The sequence below is a fragment of the Paraclostridium dentum genome, from assembly GCF_012922555.1.
Taxonomy (GTDB): domain Bacteria; phylum Bacillota; class Clostridia; order Peptostreptococcales; family Peptostreptococcaceae; genus Paraclostridium; species Paraclostridium dentum.
Genome location: NZ_WIPK01000007.1, coordinates 24,242 through 40,514, shown reverse-complemented (window position 1 = coordinate 40,514; position 16,273 = coordinate 24,242). Strand labels below are relative to the sequence as shown.

At 25.6% G+C, this 16,273-nt stretch carries 23 protein-coding genes and 1 other annotated feature; of the genes, 2 read left to right on the top strand and 21 right to left on the bottom strand.

What is annotated here, in order from left to right; translation table 11 throughout:
- Positions 1-8 precede the first annotated feature (8 nt).
- The 19 genes from GFJ41_RS11630 to GFJ41_RS11545 form a co-directional block, all read right to left on the bottom strand.
- Positions 9-161: a hypothetical protein gene (locus tag GFJ41_RS11630; RefSeq protein WP_156317215.1), complete on the bottom strand. Its 153-nt coding sequence runs from the start codon at positions 159-161 to the stop codon at positions 9-11.
- Between the two features lie 17 nt (positions 162-178).
- On the bottom strand, positions 179-313 hold the full coding sequence (locus tag GFJ41_RS18870) for a hypothetical protein (RefSeq protein WP_263349174.1): 135 nt from the start codon (positions 311-313) through the stop codon (positions 179-181).
- Between the two features lie 42 nt (positions 314-355).
- The gene (locus GFJ41_RS11625; RefSeq protein ID WP_021431926.1) at positions 356-508 is read right to left on the bottom strand and encodes a Clo7bot family Cys-rich peptide; all 153 of its coding nucleotides are present in this window, start codon (positions 506-508) and stop codon (positions 356-358) included.
- 32 nt (positions 509-540) lie between these two features.
- Entirely contained in the window at positions 541-669 is a 129-nt protein-coding gene (locus GFJ41_RS11620) for a Clo7bot family Cys-rich peptide (RefSeq protein WP_081949294.1), read from the bottom strand.
- Between the two features lie 43 nt (positions 670-712).
- The gene (locus GFJ41_RS11615; RefSeq protein WP_021428669.1) at positions 713-865 is read right to left on the bottom strand and encodes a Clo7bot family Cys-rich peptide; all 153 of its coding nucleotides are present in this window, start codon (positions 863-865) and stop codon (positions 713-715) included.
- Positions 866-887: 22 nt separating this feature from the next.
- Positions 888-1,013, bottom strand: a complete 126-nt coding sequence (locus GFJ41_RS11610; protein WP_082367592.1) for a Clo7bot family Cys-rich peptide — start codon at positions 1,011-1,013, stop codon at positions 888-890.
- Positions 1,014-1,285: 272 nt separating this feature from the next.
- On the bottom strand, positions 1,286-1,447 hold the full coding sequence (locus tag GFJ41_RS11605) for a Clo7bot family Cys-rich peptide (RefSeq protein WP_021428754.1): 162 nt from the start codon (positions 1,445-1,447) through the stop codon (positions 1,286-1,288).
- Positions 1,448-1,499: 52 nt separating this feature from the next.
- Complete coding sequence (locus GFJ41_RS11600; protein WP_021428894.1) at positions 1,500-1,661, bottom strand: Clo7bot family Cys-rich peptide; 162 nt, start codon at positions 1,659-1,661, stop codon at positions 1,500-1,502.
- Positions 1,662-2,091: 430 nt separating this feature from the next.
- Complete coding sequence (locus GFJ41_RS11595) at positions 2,092-2,508, bottom strand: hypothetical protein (RefSeq protein WP_170075380.1); 417 nt, start codon at positions 2,506-2,508, stop codon at positions 2,092-2,094.
- Positions 2,509-2,808: 300 nt separating this feature from the next.
- A complete protein-coding gene (locus GFJ41_RS11590; RefSeq protein ID WP_170075379.1) occupies positions 2,809-3,369 on the bottom strand; it encodes a histidine phosphatase family protein in 561 nt (186 codons plus the stop codon).
- A 578-nt stretch (positions 3,370-3,947) separates the two neighbouring features.
- Entirely contained in the window at positions 3,948-4,400 is a 453-nt protein-coding gene (locus GFJ41_RS11585; protein WP_170075378.1) for a GNAT family N-acetyltransferase, read from the bottom strand.
- Between the two features lie 370 nt (positions 4,401-4,770).
- Entirely contained in the window at positions 4,771-5,418 is a 648-nt protein-coding gene (locus GFJ41_RS11580) for an ABC-2 transporter permease (protein WP_035117939.1), read from the bottom strand.
- A complete protein-coding gene (locus GFJ41_RS11575; RefSeq protein WP_170075377.1) occupies positions 5,403-6,278 on the bottom strand; it encodes an ABC transporter ATP-binding protein in 876 nt (291 codons plus the stop codon). The genes GFJ41_RS11580 and GFJ41_RS11575 overlap by 16 nt, the downstream gene beginning before the upstream one ends.
- A 38-nt stretch (positions 6,279-6,316) precedes the next feature.
- Positions 6,317-7,588 carry a radical SAM protein gene (locus GFJ41_RS11570; protein ID WP_052169283.1) on the bottom strand — a complete coding sequence of 424 codons (1,272 nt, stop codon included), beginning with the start codon at positions 7,586-7,588 and terminating at the stop codon, positions 6,317-6,319.
- A 467-nt stretch (positions 7,589-8,055) separates the two neighbouring features.
- Complete coding sequence (locus tag GFJ41_RS11565; protein WP_081949296.1) at positions 8,056-8,193, bottom strand: cyclic lactone autoinducer peptide; 138 nt, start codon at positions 8,191-8,193, stop codon at positions 8,056-8,058.
- A complete protein-coding gene (locus GFJ41_RS11560) occupies positions 8,174-8,779 on the bottom strand; it encodes an accessory gene regulator ArgB-like protein (RefSeq protein WP_035117942.1) in 606 nt (201 codons plus the stop codon). The genes GFJ41_RS11565 and GFJ41_RS11560 overlap by 20 nt, the downstream gene beginning before the upstream one ends.
- 61 nt (positions 8,780-8,840) lie before the next feature.
- A complete protein-coding gene (locus GFJ41_RS11555) occupies positions 8,841-10,169 on the bottom strand; it encodes an ATP-binding protein (protein ID WP_035117944.1) in 1,329 nt (442 codons plus the stop codon).
- Entirely contained in the window at positions 10,163-10,873 is a 711-nt protein-coding gene (locus GFJ41_RS11550; RefSeq protein WP_170075376.1) for a LytR/AlgR family response regulator transcription factor, read from the bottom strand. Before GFJ41_RS11550 ends, GFJ41_RS11555 begins: the two co-directional genes overlap by 7 nt.
- Positions 10,874-11,258: 385 nt before the next feature.
- Positions 11,259-11,573 carry a hypothetical protein gene (locus tag GFJ41_RS11545; RefSeq protein ID WP_035117948.1) on the bottom strand — a complete coding sequence of 105 codons (315 nt, stop codon included), beginning with the start codon at positions 11,571-11,573 and terminating at the stop codon, positions 11,259-11,261.
- A gap of 295 nt (positions 11,574-11,868) precedes the next feature.
- On the opposite strand from GFJ41_RS11545, the gene GFJ41_RS11540 reads away from it, so the two are divergent.
- Complete coding sequence (locus GFJ41_RS11540; RefSeq protein WP_332841146.1) at positions 11,869-12,741, top strand: AraC family transcriptional regulator; 873 nt, start codon at positions 11,869-11,871, stop codon at positions 12,739-12,741.
- 398 nt (positions 12,742-13,139) lie between these two features.
- On the top strand, positions 13,140-13,955 hold the full coding sequence (locus tag GFJ41_RS11535; RefSeq protein ID WP_035117952.1) for a CPBP family intramembrane glutamic endopeptidase: 816 nt from the start codon (positions 13,140-13,142) through the stop codon (positions 13,953-13,955).
- A 94-nt stretch (positions 13,956-14,049) separates the two neighbouring features.
- Here GFJ41_RS11535 and aspS read toward each other — a convergent pair whose 3' ends face one another.
- Positions 14,050-15,339: an aspartate--tRNA(Asn) ligase gene (gene aspS / locus GFJ41_RS11530; RefSeq protein ID WP_170075374.1), complete on the bottom strand. Its 1,290-nt coding sequence runs from the start codon at positions 15,337-15,339 to the stop codon at positions 14,050-14,052.
- 175 nt (positions 15,340-15,514) lie between these two features.
- Positions 15,515-15,740: a binding site (T-box leader), on the bottom strand.
- Positions 15,741-15,890: 150 nt separating this feature from the next.
- Complete coding sequence (locus GFJ41_RS11525) at positions 15,891-16,184, bottom strand: winged helix-turn-helix transcriptional regulator (protein WP_332841145.1); 294 nt, start codon at positions 16,182-16,184, stop codon at positions 15,891-15,893.
- Between the last annotated feature and the right edge of the window lie 89 nt (positions 16,185-16,273).

Sequence of the window (16,273 nt, the reverse complement as noted above, 5' to 3'; positions counted from 1 at the left end):
ACTTACTTTTAATAGTAATAACATATGTCTAGCTGACACATTGATGGACATTCTGGACTAGTGTTAGAAGAACAGTAATATATGCACATAGTGAAGGCACAATCTTCTGTACACAGACAAAATCCGTGTCTATAACCTGTTGGTTTAACTATATATTTCATTTAGCCTTCTCCTTTCTCTAAAAAAAACCTGTACATGATAGAGACTCACAATTATATGGCATGCAGCTACTATTAGATTCACAGTATCCCATACAGCTAAAATAGCAGTATCCTTTTTCAAATCTTTTTGATGGTTTTTTTATAAATTTCATATTTTGTTCCTCCTAATTTCACTTAGTAAAATTTATAATTCACTATGATGTATGGTAACTTATACATCCAGAGTTTGTTCCACAGCCTGAATAAGTACCACAGTTCATTCCACATAAAGAACCACAATCTTGATTACAACTTAAAAAACAATATCCTTCTTCGAATTTTCTTGCTGGTTTTTTTATAAATTTCATTTGTATTCCCCTTCTTTTTAATTAAACTAAAATTAATACATAAATATATTGCAACTGTATACATCGCACCTAAATGAACAATAATTATTACAGTCAATATCACAACTTAAAAAACAATATCCTTCTTCAAACTTTTTTGCTGGTTTTCTTATAAATTTCATATTTTTACTCCACCTATTTTTATTAGCAAAATTTATTTGCTCCCTATGCTGGGTGATAACTTATACATCCAGAGTTTGTTCCACAGCCTGAATAAGTACCACAGTTCATTCCACATAAAGAACCACAGTCTTGACTACAACTTAAAAAACAATATCCTTCTTCAAATCTTCTTGCTGGTTTTTTTATAAATTTCATTTTCTAATCCTCCTATTTTCATTTAATAAAACATATAGTTTCCATCTCTGTAGTCAACACATCCAGAGTTTGTTCCACAATATGATGTACAGCTAGTATAGCAATATGCCTCTTCAAATTTTTTTACTGGTTTTTTTATAAATTTCATTTGTATCCCCTTTTGAAATTTAGTTATAAATTCTACCGCAAATTTTTTAAATTGCTTAAAAGTATTTACAGGAGTCTGGATTATAACTATCTAATTATTTAACATTTATAGTTGAAAAAGTGGAAAAGAAATTTAACATAAAAGTATAAACTTCATGCAATATAATCTAATTAATTGCTTTTTTCTTTTCCACTTTAAGAATTTGTTATAAATTTAACCATTCAGTGTAAATCATTTATCTATCCCTTTAATAAGATGCCAGAAATATAGATTTAGTTTCCATTGTTAACTATGCATCCATTATTATTAGTTGTACAAGTACCGTAAGTACCCATACAGTTACTTGGACAATTTCCAAAGCATTGATCTTTACATTCCATGCCAAAACAGAATCCTTCTTCAAATTTTCTTGCTGGTTTTTTTATAAATTTCATTAATATTCTCCCTCCTTTTTCATTTGATTAATTATTAAAATTCATTTTAAATTTAATTTCCATTGTTAACTATGCATCCATTATTGTTAGTTGTACAAGTACCGTAAGTACCCATACAGTTGCTTGGACAGTTCCCAAAACATTCTTGACTACATTCCCATCCAAAACAGAATCCTTCTTCAAATTTTCTTGCTGGTTTTTTTATAAACTTCATTAATATTCCCCTCCTTTTTCATTTGATTAATTTATTAAAATTCATTTTCACTTAAAATATGTCTTTATTTGGCTCAAATTTAAGGAAATATGAAATTTTAATCTGTGTATCTGTTAAAACTTAAATCAATCTAATTCCTTGTATAAGGTTACTTTATTCCAAAATCTTATTGAATTCAATATTTAAGTATATGTTGTTGTTATATGGTATAAATTGCAGAAAAATTATAAAATTTGTATTATTTTTAATATTTATTATTATATTTTTAGTCTTTGCTTATATTTTTTAACATGCAAAAGAGGTATTACTATTTATCTAAAGATAAAAGTAACACCTCTTTTAATTATTTCCTCATAAACTATGTAAGTTGCATGTTGTTATTTAATTTTATGAACCTTTTATATTATTAATTGTAATTGCTAGTGTATATCTAATTACTATTTTTTATTAAATAAACCAGTCTATTATAAGTATTTACAGTCTCATCTGCTTTATTTTCATTAAACACAATTACTGAATCTTTAGTTTTGATTCTTATAAATGGACTTACATTTTTATGTATATATACTTCAGACTCAAACTTATCTCCATTAACCTTATAAACTCCATTATTTGTATTTGGAGTATTACTCCCTGATCCTCCAGATAAAACTACTTTATCTAATAGTTCTACATCCATTATATTGTTTATTTTATATGTCTTATGAGTTATTTTAATTTCCTTATCTTTAAATTCTATAGGTTTTAATGCTGAATCCATTTGTTTAAATAAAAAATTTATAGAAAAACCTATTATTATAAACATAAACATCATAAAAATATATCCGTATTTTCTAATTTTTATCATATTAGTTTTTCTTACTCCCCCAGTTTATTAATTCTATATAACTTATAAGTTTATTTAAATATACTATACCTTACCTGTTTTTAATTATCATTAAGAGTATATATTTATAATAAAGTAACTCTAAGTTTAAAACTTTTCTTCATATTATTCATTGTAATCAATTTACTTACAATATTATTACTATCTGTAAGCTTTGATTTCACTACTTTTTCAATTCAAACTTATGTTTTAACTAAAACTAAACATATTTTCTTTTTAATACAAACTATATTATAACTTAGTTATTTATTAGTTTTAATATTAATTAATCCACCCTATACATTGATACTCCTTATTATAATCTACCTCATATGGGATGCAATATTTTATATTTGATTCTCCTATAAACCTTCTAATAATTCCCCCATGTGCAACAATTATAATTTTATTAAATCCACGTTCAAAGTACTTATCTAATACGGGTATAACTCTATCTATAATTTCATTGATTGTTTCCCAATTCCTTTTATCTCCATTTGAATATTCCCCTTTAAATCTAACAAAATCTTTATGTAGCTCATCTAATTGTTCTAATGTCTTATATTGATATGTTTTATCAGGGCACCATTCGTGTAAATCAACATCTACTTCTATTTTTATGCCTGTATTTCTAGAAATAATAGCTGCAGTTTGCAATGCTCTTGTATACGGAGAAGATATTATAACTTCACAATCACAGAAGTCTGTATTTTTAGAAATTCTTTCTGCCTGCTGTATTCCTAAACTTGATAATGGAGCTAAATCTCTACCATGTCCAATAAATCCTCTTTCTTCACAAGGTAAATAGTCAGATTCACCATGTCTTATAAAAACTACTTTCATTTTACATTCTCCCTTTTATATCCCGTATATTTATAGTAGCCTCACTAATAAGTTTTATTAAGTAATAATATTTTAAGAATCATACTTACAATATTATTACTTCCTGTAAGCTTTTATATTACTATCTTTCAAATTCAAACAATATTAAATAAAATTAATATATTTGTTATAACTTTAATTTAATGTTGTTATTTTATAAATAAAATATAATTATAACTTAGTTTTTTATAAGTTTTGTTTATAAAATAACTATAATTTTAAATATTTTTTATCATTATTAAACATAGATTCTTCTCATCCCAAATTTCTTTTATAAACTTAGCTTATAAGATCGATATGTATCTATTTGCTTAAATCCTATATTTAAAGCCTCACCTATCTTTACAACATGCAAGCTCCAATGAAAAATCTACAATCTCTTTAATATTTTCTATTTTAGCCTCTATAACCATATCCTACCTCCCCTAGCATACTATATCTCTAATTTTAGTAAATTCCACCATATAATATTCTTTATACTAAAAAAGGGAGATAACAATGTACCTCCCTTTTAATTGTTTAGTTAAATATATTTAAACTTAAATTACTAATTTCATCATTATCTCATCATCTTCACAATTACCTATTTCCTTAAACCCTAATTTATTATAAATGTGAATTCCATGATCATTTTCTATGTTACAAGTTAATACAACATCATTTGATCCTCCAAATGGCTTTGATCTTATATATTCTAAACATAACTCCAAAGCTTTAGTTCCATATCCATTATTTTGGTATTTTTCATCAATCATCATATGCCAAATATTGTACATCTCTTCATCATAATCATAAATAACCATGACATATCCTATCATAACATTCTCTTTATAAATTCCAAAAGGGGTGCATTGATTATAATATACATATGCTTGCGCTAAACTACGAATAGGATGTGATACAAACTTATCTTGATTTTTTCCAAGCTTTAAATTAAAACACTCAACAAAATTGCTTTCATCAATTATTTTCAATTTTAATTCTTCGTTCATAAATTTCCTCCATTGATTTATGGGGGAACTACTAGTTTTCTATCCCCCTATTTTTTAAATAACTTAGTTCTAATGCATTGTATGTCATAATGACCAACTCCCTTCAATTTTTATATTATGATAAGAAATTTTTAATGATTACAATTAAATTTTATCATAGCTTAATTAACTATAAAATACTAACTATCATACAAATTTATATTTAAAAATATATTACTATTAATTTTCCAAGTGATTTATACAAATATTTGTTACATCAAGCTCAACCTTGCCCCAATTGGTTAAGATATTTTTCATTTATTAAGATAGGTTTATTCAATTATACAAGTGGATAATAGCAAGGAATACACTAGTAATACTATGTAAATATCTATACTAAATCTTTTTTAGAATATATATTTATAGATACTTTTATAGATATTGCTAAAATAGATAAAGACAATAGGATCAAAATTATATATTTCACCATATTAGGAAACCTATTGATTATATTTAAATGTATGTTTTTACTTTGAATCCATTTTACGGTTGCTGGAAGTGAAAGTGGTGAAACTAAAACAAAACAAGATGATATGTACTTTGTTTTTTCTGTTCCATAGTTATACTGTATCGGAATATAAACTCCAAAGAAGATTGATATAACTAAGAACGATGTTAATATAGATTTTATACTTAAAAAATTCATTTCTATAGGTATTATTAAGGCTGCTAATATATATAATGCATACGTTATGATAAATATCGATCCTATGAATAAATATTTAGACTTAACTATATCTGAACGAGAGTATGGCATTATTGTTAGTAATATACAGCCTTTATTTTTTTCTTCTAGTCTAGATACCGACCCATATAATATAAACTCCAAAAATAATATAGTAATAATGAAACTTATAAAACTACTATCAAACCATCTTGTCTGATAGTTAATAAAAATCGGCCCTAAAATTGAAAACATTATGAAAAATGGCCAAAAGTTTTTAATCATTATAAAGTCTTTTTTTAGAAGGTTAAACATTCATAGTCTCTCCCTTCTATGTAAGCTGATATTATATCCTCTATAGTTGGCTGTATAATTGTTATATCATACTTTTTATCATTAAAAATTGATATATCATGTACAATACCTTCAAAGTACTCTCCATAATAATTTAAACTTATAAATGATTTCTTTACATCTTCATTTAGTATATTTTGTTTTCCTTTAATAATTTTGTGCGAACTTATCAATGTATCTTTCCTTTCATTAAAAACAATTTGTCCCTTATCTATTAAAATTAATTTATCAGATACTTTTTCTAAATCTAACGTTGTATGAGTGGCGTAAAATACACCTTTACCGCCCTTTTTCATGAACTCTACTAGGATGTTTATCAATTCATTTCTTAATGATGTTTCAATACCACTGGTGGGTTCATCAATTATTAAAAATTTTGCTTTATGAGAAAGTGCTATTGCAATTGAATATTTCATCCTCATACTTTTTGAAAGAACCTCTATCCTTTGATTTAATTTTAAATTAAATCTTTTTACATAATTATTAAAAACTTCCTCATCCCAATTTTCATATGCAGAAGAAATTATATTTTTCATTTCTTTTAAAGATAGATTATTATAAAAATATCCTTCATCTAATACAATTCCTATCATATTCTTAATTTCATTTTCATTCATGGTTATATCTTTTTCAAAAAAACTTATTGTTCCACAATCCTTAAGTATTTGTCCTAAAATAGTCTTAATCATTGTTGTTTTTCCAGATCCTTTAACTCCGATAAATGCCGTAAAACAATTTTCCTCTAGTGTAAAACTTATATCGTCTAAAGCAAAATCTCCAAAATCTTTTTTAAGTCCTTCAACTGTTAAAATATTTTCCATTTTATTCACCTTTAAAAATTTAATTCTCTGTCACACTTTTAATTACTATAAAAACTTCTATGTTCACAATCTTTGCGCTCTATTGATTTAAATATAGGGTCTCCTAAATTTAAGAAGTCCTTTATATATTCAGATTTTTCATGGTAAATTTCTTTTATACTCTTTTCAAATATATTTCCTATCCTGCTATTAAAATACTCTATTTTATCCATTGTACAAATGTTTATATCCCCATTATAAGAAATGCCTAAATGAGGAGTTAAAAATCCAAAGCCTTTGCTTCTAAACCTTCTTCCTTCTGTAAAGGATACATTACTTTTATACTTTTTGTTTATTTTTCCCAATATATCATTTACATACTTAAAATCCTGCATATTTAAATATAGTTCACTATCAGCATTTTCTGCCCTTCCCATAAAAGTTGCAGGTCTGATTTCATAATCTCTAACCCCTAAATTGTGTACCCACTCTGCAATATCTTCAATTTCATGGATATTTTTTCTTGTAACTATTGTTTCTACCTTCATTTTTACGTTACTCTTAGCAAGCTTTATTATATTACTTTTTACTGTATCTAAAATATTTGGAATTTTAGAAAACCATGTAAAATAATCATTATTTAAACTATGTAAATCAACTTTTGTATATATTTTCGAACTGTTCTTAATGATTATATCTACAACTTCATCTGATATCCCTACTCCATTTACCAAAAGTGATATATTATCAAAGTCTAACTTAATTGCATGTAATAATACTTCTTTAATGTTTGTATAAACTGTAGATTCTCCACCTGTAAACTCTATTTTTTTAACACCTATATTTTTTAAATCATGTAACACTCCTTTTATATGTTCCAGTGTTATACAACTTGTCTCTATACAACTAAAATTTCCAAAACAATGCATACACTTTACATTGCATTTATTTGTTATCTCAACTGATGCAACATGTGGATATATGTATTTTTCTATTATATTCATATTAATTTTTTGTGTAGATTCTTGTTCATTGATTTTAATTCCATACAAATTTGTTATCTTATTTAAAAACATAGATAGTTTCTCTCTAGTTTTTTTGCTGCTTTCATTATGCTTTGTTGATAGTAAATATATAATTTCTTCATATGTCTTTGTTCCATCGATTAACCCTATTATCTCTACAGTATTGTTATTTAGTTTATAAGTCTGAATATCATCTCTAGTTAATCTTTCATTTTTATAATTATTTTTTATCGCTAATAATGATCTACCAGTCTCATATTTTCTTATTTCTAAATCCTTACTCCAATATAAATATTTATTGACCATAACGTTCCTCCCTTTAATTTAACTTTTAAGTTTAAATCTTTAACTCAGGTAATTTAATTTTAAAAATAAAGCCTAAGTCTAAAAATTTAAATTTTTATAAGTTTGATAAAAGAGATTTATAAAAAACAATTTAATAAATTTTGCTTTATTGTAAATGTCTTATAAGTTGTTTTCCCTTTCACAGTTATAAAATATCACTGTAAATTTTAATCATCAATAAATATACATAACTTGCAAGCATATAGTATAACTTGCTTCAAAATTCATAAAAATGTGAATACATGATATCTAAAAAACGTATTATCCCTTGAGTAAAATCCAACTCAAATCAATCAAATATATTTAAAAGTTATTTCTTTATTTCAATTGTTTCATGCGTAAAAAAGAACTAACTTGGCTTTTATTAATAAAAATCGAGTTAGTTCTTTTATTTAATTAAGAAACTTATTTAGGGTAAATAAAGAAACTTATTTAGGGCTTTTTAATTTTTTTGGTACTTTTGGTTGGTAACTATACCATAAGCAAGTTTTGTTAGCAGATAAATTTGCTACAGACATAGCCATATCTCCAACACATTTCATGCTTTTATCTAACAGTTTTTTCATAGTTAGCGTCCCCCTTATTTTTAATTACTTGTAAAATGAGCATAAAGTTTATCCAACATAATGCTAATGCACTATACACTGTATACTCATATACTTGTTGGACTTGTGAACCTATAATTGTAAATAATAAGAATACTGTAACTCTAATTCTTGCTTTTTTTTGATTTTTAATTAATTCATTATTACTTAAAGGATTGTTAGCATGCTCAGCAGGTGATAATGAATATATACTAGTCCAATTAATTGTGCTTATAGCTATTATCATCACTTTTGAGTGTATGTCGTGTATGCTATCGGCAATTAGAATAGTCGCTAGGTACATACACAGAAATGTCAAAATACACTTTGTATGACTGCTTGCATGATATCCACCTGAATATTGTCTAATGTAGCAATAACATCCTACAAAGACTAATGTTTGTAAAAACTTGTTTAGAATAATTCCTAGAGTTAGTACTAAAATTGAATTTATTAGTGAAGAAATTAATACTTCAAGTCCAAAAGAACATACCTCATTATCTTCACTTTCTATAAAATTTCTATCCTCTAAAAAATATGCTATCTTATCTGACAAAAGCTTTATCATATTGACTCCCTTGAAATACTTTAATTATTTTATAACACATAAAAATCTAAAAGTCTTAATTTTAGTATAACTTGTCATTATACAGTACAATTGGTATTAAAATATTCAAAATAAACTTATCATCTGTATAATCTATTACAACTTCTCCATTATATTTTTTTACTGATTGTTTAATACTTTTTATTCCTAATCCATGTAAAAACCTATCTTTCTTATCCGTAATAACTTTTCTATCTTTAATATTTATCTTATTAGCCTTAGAATTTTCTACTTTTAATACAAAGAAATTTTCTATTATCTTACCTTCCAAAGATATATACTTATTACAATCGTTTATCTTTTCACATGCTTCAATAGAGTTATCTAACAAATTTGAAAAAATACTACATATATCTTCTAACTCCATAAAATTACACTTATTAAAGTTTATATTACAATTGAAATTTATATTATTTTTATCACAAAGCTCTTTCTTATCACTCAAAATTATATCAAGCAACATGTTTCCACTATCAAATGTGTTATCATATCTTTTTAGCTGATTTTCTAAGTTACTTATATAAGTATTTGAACTATATCCATTTTCATTGAGTTTTTTTATGCATATAATATGGTTTTTCATATCATGGTATAACTGCCTTGTTTTTAATTGGTTATCTTTAACTTTCATATAGTACTTATACTGCATATCTACACTTTTTTTCATTACTTTATATTCTGCCAATAACTTACTGTCTCTTCTAATTTTTCTTATAACTAAAATAATCGAAATGTTTGACAAAAACAATAGTATCGAAAAGTTTAATATATGAATTTCACTTATTAAACCTTGTTGAGAAAATTTAAATAAATATTTAAATACAATGAAAAATGATGTAATGTTCCCAATGATAGGAATTACTATGCATAAAATATCTTTTTTATTAATTTTAATTTCACTTTTACTTATCTTGTATATGCCTATGTAAAAAATCAAAAGAATTTTGCATAATAGAATAAATTCTAACCTATAAACATTATTTGAAAGAAGACTGCTCATATCTTTAATAGAGTTAGTATCTATTATAATACTCATGCTTAATGCATCTATTCCTAATAAAACCATCCAATACATCAATATATTTACTATCCCTGTGTAAAAATCTATATCGTAAGTTGTAATATAAAAAACAAAAGTTAATATTATAGATATTGTTATTCTGCTATTTGGATATATATCTGTATGTAGTAAAAAAAGCATAAAAGCTATAATAAACAACATAATTATGTTGATTTTAATTTTACTAACTCTTTTTTCACTTGTATAATCAAAAATCTTTTTACATCCCCATAATTCTATTATTGATGAAATTGTGATAACACTTTCCCAAAACAAACGGCTCTTTAACATAACGAGCTCCCTAATAAACTAGTAAGTCTAACTTTAAACTCTTTATATTTGCCTCTGCTTACAGGAATTTCAATATCATTGATTATGATAGAATTATTTTTTAACTCATTTACCTTCTTTAAGTTTACTAAATAGCTGTGATGGCATCTGAAAAAGTTATAATTTAAAAGTTTTCTTTCAACTTTTTTCATACTAACTTCAATTGTATAAGTCTTGTCCTTTGTGTATATAGTAACTTCTTTTCTTTGAACCTCAGCATATAAAATTTCGTCTACCGGAAGAACTATAGTTTCTTTTCTAGACTCTATAGATACTATACTATGTCTGTTTAAATACTCCGATATACAAAGCTTTAATTGTCTTTTAATTTCTTCATATTCAAGTGGCTTAAGCAAATATCTATAAGCCTTAACCTCATATGCTTCAAACACATACTGAGCTATAGCGGTTGTAAAAATTATTTCTACATTGCTATCAAACTCTCTAATTCTTCTAGCTGTATCCATTCCTGATAAATCATTCATTTGGATATCTAAAAACAAAATATCGGCTTTCTTAGGATAAGATTCTAATAACTCTTCTCCTGATGAAAATTCTAACAAATTGTACTCTAAAAACTCTTCCTCTAAAACCTTACATAGAAAATCCCTTAAAATAGATCGATGTACAAAATCATCATCACAAATAATTATTTCTAAACTCATAAAAACCTCCTTATTAAAAGTCAATCCATACTTATTTTTTCATCCCATTTCTTAAACGCCTGTTGTATACAACTAACTTCATACAGTACAGATCTTAAATTAAGTTTTTATTTCTGAATTTCATTTATATTTAATTTTAAGTGTATTTACACATTTCTTATTAGTCAATTTATATTAATTTCTATTTTTAGTCTACTGTGTTAAGTGAGTTGTTATATAGCTACATAACAACTCACGCTCTATTTTCCATATCGGTTTTAATTTCAAAATTTTTAGTCTTTTCTATTTATATTTCTATCAAAATGTATATTCATATATATGATATTTTGTTTTTTACAGCCTTATTCAATATTTAAAGAGTGTATTATTCATGTGTTTATTAAGATTAATATTTTTTATTGAAGTATATATTGAACACAATAATATTTAGTATTATTGTGCTTATAAGAAGTAATAAAGATCCAAGTGACACCATACTTAAAGTATCCATAATCGCTGTCCAATCCTCTATATTTACTAAATGGTTAATATAAAAAATTTGTAAACATAACGATATCCCACACGCACTAAAACTGGCTATAGATATAATCCCCCAATATCTATTTCCAACCTTATTTTGCATTATGATATTACCCATTGGAAGTATACATGCAACTAATCCAAGCATTAAACTCCCACTATTTAATAACCCATAATCCATAATAAATTTTTCCTCCTACAGTTCTCACTTATATATTATTTTAAGTGAGGCTAATTATCATTATTTAGTAATTAACAACTTTGATTATATTATATATTTCATTATATTACCAATTATAAATTTGAATAATTATATATATTTAATTATTCATCAGCTATATACTTATTTGCACTGTATAATAAAATTAAAAAGTTTAGAACATAGCAATTTAGGAACAACATACCCTTAGTTTAGTTACTATACTTAAATTATCACGTGATGAAGGTAGGTGCTAGCATTGAACTATAGTGATATTATGTCACAGTGTATTGAATTCATAGAAGAAAATATAAATAGCGAACTAACCCCAGATTTAATTGCAAATAAATGTGGATATTCAACTTTTCATTTTTGTAGAATATTTAATATTTGCCAAGGTATGACTTTAATGGACTATGTTAAAAAAAGAAGATTATCATTGGCATCTACAAAGTTATTTGATGGAAATAGAATTATAGATGTAGCTTTGGAATATGGATTTGATACACATAATGGATTTTCAAAAGCATTCAAAAAAGAATATGGATTTACTCCTTCACAGTATATAAAACGTATGGAGGACTATTATTTCAACAAAGAATCAGTATATAAAATTGGAGGTTATATTATGAATCCTGTTATTGTAAGTAAACCTGCATTTAAAGTTGCAGGGTATGGTATCCAAACAAACATTTCAAATGGCAATTTCACTAAAGATATTGCTTCATTTTGGAGTAATTACAGTGGAGAAAATTTAGAAAGCAAAATGTATGAAATTCTAAAACCAAATAAACATGGTGAAGTTGGTGTGTTCATCCCATCTAATGATAAAAATGGAGATGCTATATACCTTATGGGTGTAATAGTTAATGACTTTGAATCTGTTTCAGAAGATATGATTACCATAGAAATTCCAGAAGCAACATATGCCGTTTTTACAACTCCACCAGTAGATACAAGCAATGATTCATCTCAAAATGATTTTGCAAAAACAATAAAAGCTACTTGGAAATATATATTTGAAGATTGGTTTAGTAAAAGTGATTATGTATTTGATGAGGATAAGATAGATTTTGAGTTTTATGATGAAAGATGCCACTTTAGAAAAGATACCGTTATGGATATTTATGTTCCTGTATTAAAAAAATAGTTTTTTAATTATATAAGTTTATAAGTAAAAAGAGCAATATTTAAATTGCTCTTTTTATTACTCAAAATATACATATTTTAATATTTCGATTTTTAAATTTGTATGTAAAAATTCTAGTTATACATTACTATTCCAGTTAGTAAAATCCCAACAAAAACCATAACAACCATGCTACAAATCGTTACTAAGTTTTTCACTTTAACTTTATTTTTAAATAACTTTTCAATTACTATATAAGATATTTTAAATTCAAAAAAGTTCCCTCATGTCGTATTTATATAAAGTTACATTAGTTATTTTTAAAATCTACCTTACATATTAAATAATAGTATAATTAAATATATCCAGTTTTTGTAATTAAGTAATTATCAAATAGCAAAAGTTTTAAGGGGGAAGTAATGAAAGAAATTAAAATTTGGAAAATGGCTTTAATATGGTTTGGAACAACCTTTTTAGTCTCTTTGGGAGAAATACTATATTCGTTATCAAGTTTTGGCATGGCATTAAGCAATATACAATTTGCTTTCATTATGTTTTTATCAATACTAGTCATAACATTAATATCAGGAAAGGTAAATTCAAACTTAGTAAAAGAACGATTTTATAACTTCAAAAAAGTCTCTAATACAAAAGAAATATTAAAAGTGGTATGTACTCAGATATTTTTATCTTTTGGTCTAGCTAATTTAAATATTGGAATTTTAGCAATTGCTAACCAAAATAAAGCTTTAGAACTTTTAAATGATTCTTGGGGAAATCCAACTAATTTTATGGACTTGATACTTCTTCTTATTGTATTAGTAATATTAGCTCCAATTTTAGAAGAAATAGTTTTTAGAAGAGTTCTTTTTAAAAGACTAAACATGAGATTTAGTTTTGTTTTTTCATCAATTGTATCTTCTTTAATATTTGGTATTGGTCACGAAACTTTAGGGATATTAGGCGCCATAGCTTTTGGTATTGCATGCTGTGTGCTATATAAAAAGTATAATAATTTAGTGGTATCTATATCAGTACATTCACTAAATAACTTATTCGCAGGTATTTTTACAGCTATAAGTTATTTTACTGGTACATTAAACATAAAGGTAAGTAATATTACTAACTTGGAGATTGCATTTTATTTAATATCTGGTGGATTAGTTACGCTAATAGGTCTAGTAATCTTTATTAAATTTATTATTAAAAATAAGAACTACCTAGTATCAAATTAAATAATATTAAAAAGTTCCCTCATGTCGTATTTAATATAAAATATTTAATGAAAGGCGTTATCTTATTTATAGATAGCGCCTTTATAAACTTAATTTATGGTATAAGCCTATGTCTGTCTCTTGTTATAAGAGTTGCTTCTCTTACATTTTCAAGTCCTAATATTTTACTAACGATTCGTTCTAACCCTATTGCTAATCCACCATGTTTAGGAACTCCATATTTAAATACCTCAGTATAACTTAAATAATTTTCAGGATTTAAATCTTTATATTTTATATTATTTATTAACATATCATAATCATGAATTCTTTGGCCTCCTGTAGTAATCTCAATTCCTCTAAATAGTAAGTCAAAGCTATGTGTTTCATTTTCTCCACATGGCATAGTGTACATTGGTCTTTTTACCCTTGGATAGTGAGTTACAAATATAAAATCACTTCCTAACTTTTCTTTAGCATATTCACATAGCAATTTTTCTGCCTCTGGATCTAAATCATTTTCTAAATTTATTTTATTATATTCTTCTTTTAAAATCTCTATAGCCTTGCTAAATTTTATCCTTGGAATACTTCCATTTATATTTGGAAGTTCTACATTTAGTAAATTTAAATATTTTTTAGTTTCTTTTTCTAATTTATTTATGATAAATTTTAATAACTCTTCTTCTAATTTTATAATATCTTCTTCATTCTCAATAAACCCAAACTCTAAATCCATACTTACATATTCATTTAAATGTCTGTTTGTATCATGTTGTTCTGCTCTATAAACATGCCCAATTTCAAATACTTTTTCAAATCCAGCTGCAACCATCATCTGTTTATAAAATTGTGGGCTTTGAGCTAGATATGCTTTATTCTCAAAGTACTTAACTTCAAAAACTTCAGTTCCACCTTCTGCCCCTTCTGAAACAAGTTTTGGTGTGAATATTTCAGTAAAACCTTCACCAATCAAGTATTCTCTAAACCCATTAACAATCACATTTTGCACTTTAAAAATAGCATTAATTTTTTCATGTCTTAAACTTAAAACCCTGTTATTTAGCATGGTAACTAGATTTATATTTAAATCTCCTTTGTTTATTTCAATTGGTAGCTCATCTTTACATTTGCTAATTACCTCAAATTTTCTAACTTCAATTTCAAAGTTATTTAGTTTATTATTACTCTCTTTAACCCTACCAGTTACAGATACAACTGATTCTAATTTTATATCTTCTGAATTAATCAATTTATTATCAATAACACATTGAACTAATCCAGTTCTATCTCTTAATATTACAAATGTTATTGATTTTAAAGCCCTTATACGATGTATCCATCCTTCAATTTTAACTTCATTTTCTATATAATTATTTAATTTATTTATCAAAATTCTTTTCATGTTGTTAATCCTCCTTGTAATTTAAAAGTATTAAAAAAGCCCCTTGAGATATTAATCCCAAGGGGCGAAGATTCGCGGTACCACCCTTTTTGACTTATATTATAACTTTATCAAGCAAAATAGTTCCATAGAATGGGCCCTATTCTATAATAATAAAAAAAGCTTTCACTTCTATGATAGAAGTGAAAGCTATATTCACGGTGCCATTCTACTTGACTAAAGTTAAATAACTCTAAGCCATCTCTTATTACATATAACGGTGTAACCCGACTCATCCTACTTTATTTCAGATAAGTTTCTCTGGGATGTCTTTCGATATTCCTTTTCTCATGGAGCTTTCACCGCCCTCCACTCGCTTTAGATACTTAGTAAATATTTACTCTTCCCTTCACTGAAGTTTTAATATTATTTTACATTATAGTATGCCTTTTATTTTAAAATGTCAATCATTATTTTTGTAAAATATATATTAATTATACTTAATCAACTATTTTCCAAAATAAATAAAAAGAATCTCTTAGATTAATTAAGAGATTCTTTTTATTTATTTTTTAATTCCATTTTTCCGCCCATTTTTGAATTTCATCCATAACACTTCTAAGTTCCTGTCCTTTTTCTGTAAGCTCGTACTCTATGCGTACAGGTATTTCTGGATAGACTTTCCTAACAACAATTCCTTCACTCTCTAATTCTTTAAGTCTTTCTGTTAGCATTCGAGCGCTCATATTTGGAATTACATCTGCTATATCAGAAAATCGCTTTTGTCCGCTCATCAATGTTCTTATAATTAGGCCAGTCCATCTCTTTCCTAATAATTCAAAAGCATTTTCAAACTTTGGACACATATGATATTTTTCCATATCCATTCACCACCTGCATACATTCTAGCATATTTGCAAAAAAAAGTAAGTAAATTATTATATTAAATTAAAAA